The sequence below is a fragment of the Subsaximicrobium wynnwilliamsii genome, from assembly GCF_007997225.1.
Lineage (GTDB): Bacteria > Bacteroidota > Bacteroidia > Flavobacteriales > Flavobacteriaceae > Psychroserpens > Psychroserpens wynnwilliamsii.
Map to the genome: position 1 here is coordinate 1 of NZ_VORM01000068.1, position 3,551 is coordinate 3,551.

The window sequence follows — 3,551 nt, forward strand, 5'->3', positions numbered from 1 at the left end:
TGTGTACGGCAGCTCTTTTCGTCTGTGAAATGAACTCCAAAATCAAATATATTCATAATCAACTGTTTTAATATCAAGTGAATATAAGATAATTATTTCATTTTAGGGCTGTTTGCGGATATACAATAATATTTATGTAAAACAATTTATTAATTTAAATTTAACATATCAATTAAAATTATCGGCGAAGTTTATTTAAAATCGCTAAAACACATTATTTAACTTTACTTTATTCTAAAAAATTCAAGTAATAAATCTGAAAATAAATAGTGCTAAAATTATATATGTCGAACCGCTATTCTTTAGTAAACGTATCCATCACAGCATCACTTACACCCATATTACTAAAGCCTCCATCATTAAACAAATTCTGAAGGGTGACACGTTTTGTCAAATCACTAAATAGAGTAATCGTATAGTTCGCGCAATCCAAAGCGGTTGCATTTCCCAACGGTGACATTTTATCTGCATAAGCAATAAATCCATCAAACCCATTCACGCCCTGACCTGCGGCTGTAGGTGTTGGGGATTGGGAAATGGTATTCACTCTTACTTTTTTATCCTTCCCGAAGAAGTACCCGAAGCTACGCTGAACAAATCGCGTTAACCTTCAGCTAAATGTGCAATTTGGCAAGTTACCTGCCTTCCCAATATCATGAAACTTAGAGGCTCTCGGTTGGTCTAACTCGTTTTTTGATAAGTCAATGATTGCAACATCCCACCAATAAGTCTCAGTGGCCTTTCCAAAACCTAGACAAATATGAAAATACGCTACAAAAAAAAGCGACTCAATTATTACCTGATTTTTGGAGTTCTGTGGACAGTTCTTGGCAGCCTGTCAATTATATCTCATTCGAACATTATATTAAATTACGGGTCTCTTATTTTGGGGGTTTTATTTTTCGGAAAGTATTATTTCATGACTAACAGACAGTATCTTACAATAGAAAACGGAATTATTTCTAAAAATCAACTGATTCCGAAGAAAATAAATCTGAATGAAGTAAAGGTAATTAAGAAGCTTTCGGGAGATTACATACTGCAAACAGATTCGGCTGAATTGGAAATCGACACGGAATTGATTGAAGAAAACTCGCTTTCAGTATTAAATGCGCTGCTGAAAAATTTAAATTTAGAAACGAAATAAAAAAGTCTGGCATCAACGTTTATGATTTATGGCCTGCTCTAGCCTTCTTTAGGGGTTCCGAAGCTTTAGGACTTGCTCCCCTTAATGCTGATTGACAGGCGGCCGTGTATTCTATCATTTCTGCAAGGGCTACATATACAAGTTCGTTAAAACCTCGCATTTGAACCAATTAAAAAGGCCGTGCTTATCAACATATATTGTTGATTATCAAAATTTCAGATGCTGATAAATTGAGAATCAGCAAACCCAAATTACAATCTGAACACATTTTTGAAATGCCTGTGAGGTGGATTTAACTTGGCCTTTTGTATAAAAAAAAATTATGCAATGGATAAAATATATAAATGAAAATATATGATAAGTTGATTGCATCTTTGCACTACAAAACAAAGAATTAATAGATGCGAAAAATCACGGTAGCAAAAGGAGATGGAATTGGTCCAGAAATAATGGACGCAACCCTAGAAATTTTATTCGCCGCAGGTGCTAAAATTGAAATTGAAGAAATTGAAGTTGGAGAAAAAGTTTATTTAGCTGGCAATACAGCAGGTATTGCTTCTGAATCTTGGGATACAATAAGACGAAACAAAATCTTTTTAAAAGCACCTATTACAACGCCACAAGGAGGCGGTTATAAAAGTTTGAACGTAACCACCCGGAAATTCCTTGGGTTGTACTCAAACGTGAGACCTTGCATGAGTTTGCACCCATTCGTAAAAACGAAGCACCCAGTGATGGATCTTGTAATAATAAGGGAAAACGAAGAGGATTTGTATGCTGGAATAGAACATCAGCAAACCGATGAGGTAGTGCAATGCTTGAAACTAATTAGCCGTCCAGGTTGCGAAAAAATTGTGAGATATGCATTTGAATATGCTAAACAACAAAACCGCAAAAAGGTAACCTGCTTTACCAAAGACAATATCATGAAGCAAACAGACGGTTTGTTTCATCAAGTATTTGATGAGATTGCTGAAGAGTATCCCGAAATTGAAAACGAACATTGGATTATAGACATTGGAGCAGCAAAAATGGCAGATACACCAGAGGCTTTTGATGTGATCGTGATGCCAAATTTATATGGAGATGTTCTTAGCGATGTGGCCGCCCAAATAACTGGATCGGTAGGTTTGGCTGGGTCAGCAAACATTGGAGAAGAATGCGCTATGTTTGAAGCAATACATGGTTCGGCTCCTAGAAGAGCAGGACAAAATTTGGCCAATCCTTCAGGTTTGTTGCAAGGCGCCGTGATGATGCTCAATCACATAGGGGAAACAGAGGCGGCAGAAAAAATTCAGAATGCATGGCTAAAAACGCTTGAAGATGGCATTCATACCTATGATATTTTTGAGGAAGGATCCAGCAAGCAAAAAGTTGGAACTAAAGAGTTTGCACAAGCAGTAATTGCAAATCTGGGTCAGAAGCCTTCGATTTTAAAGCCTGTTTCGTACGCTAATAATTCGGCTCTAAATCTGCCTAAATACAAAAAAAGACCTGCGGCCAACAAGAAGCTGGTAGGTGTTGATATTTTTGTTCATTGGAATGGCGTTAATCCAGATGAAATTGCTGAAAACTTGAAAAAAATTGGCGAAAACGGAATCGAACTTACCATGATCACAAATAGAGGGATTAAAGTGTGGCCCGATGGATTCAGTGAAACATTTTGTACGGACCATTGGAGGTGCCGATTTAAGCCTAATAATGGTGCCATTTTCACTAAACAAAACATCAATGAGCTGTTGAAGAATGCAATTGATGAGAACATTGACACCATAAAGACTGAGAACCTATATGAGTTTGACGGCGTTCGAGGCTATTCACTAGGGCAAGGACAATAATGAGTTAAATTTAAAAAAATGCAAACACATCACATTAGGTTTATCGATAACTCTTACGACCTTGAAATTGCCGAGCAGCTTTTGAGTAGAATTATTTCTCAAAAGATCGCTTTCTTAGAAGATCGAATCAAGGAAACAGATCCCGATGACGAGGATGAACTCAATCAATTGAAGTTAAGAATAAGCGACCTGAATGCTGAATGCAGATCTCTTGACTTGCTAATTAAAGAGCACGATGGAGAATATGTTGAGATGGAAATAGGCTGCACGATTGTAATGTCTATTAAGAAAATCGAAACAACATAGATTATCGAATGGCTAGTCCTAAATAGCCGGCAGGTTTTAGATTTAATAGATTGATAATTATACCATAGAGAAAGCGCTTTCTCTATGGTTTTTCTTTTTTTATGTTTTTCTGGTGTTCGCGTTTGCACTTTTTCCTGTTTTCGTCGCTGGGACACCCAAGTTAGAAATCGAATAATTTCGCTAAATTTTGTTGCTGCTCGGAGTTGATTATGGTGGTGTAAGTTATTTCCTTGGTAACAGGGTGTTTTACTTTTACGGCA

3 protein-coding genes and 1 pseudogene are annotated in these 3,551 nt (G+C 36.8%); 3 read left to right on the plus strand and 1 reads right to left on the minus strand.

The window, feature by feature from the left end; genetic code table 11:
* Positions 1 to 295 precede the first annotated feature (295 nt).
* Positions 296 to 595 (minus strand): annotated as a pseudogene (locus ESY88_RS20430) (SDR family oxidoreductase); the annotation flags it as partial.
* A gap of 165 nt (positions 596 to 760) precedes the next feature.
* Here ESY88_RS20430 and ESY88_RS20435 point away from each other — a divergent pair.
* The 3 genes from ESY88_RS20435 to ESY88_RS20445 all read left to right on the plus strand — a co-directional run bounded on the left by ESY88_RS20435 (position 761) and on the right by ESY88_RS20445 (position 3,291).
* Positions 761 to 1,147 (plus strand): hypothetical protein, encoded by a 387-nt coding sequence (locus tag ESY88_RS20435; protein WP_147088538.1) that lies wholly within the window; start codon positions 761 to 763, stop codon positions 1,145 to 1,147.
* 401 nt (positions 1,148 to 1,548) lie between these two features.
* Positions 1,549 to 2,985 (plus strand): NADP-dependent isocitrate dehydrogenase, encoded by a 1,437-nt coding sequence (locus ESY88_RS20440; protein ID WP_147088539.1) that lies wholly within the window; start codon positions 1,549 to 1,551, stop codon positions 2,983 to 2,985.
* Positions 2,986 to 3,003: 18 nt separating this feature from the next.
* Positions 3,004 to 3,291: a hypothetical protein gene (locus tag ESY88_RS20445; protein WP_147088540.1), complete on the plus strand. Its 288-nt coding sequence runs from the start codon at positions 3,004 to 3,006 to the stop codon at positions 3,289 to 3,291.
* The last annotated feature ends 260 nt before the right edge of the window (positions 3,292 to 3,551 follow it).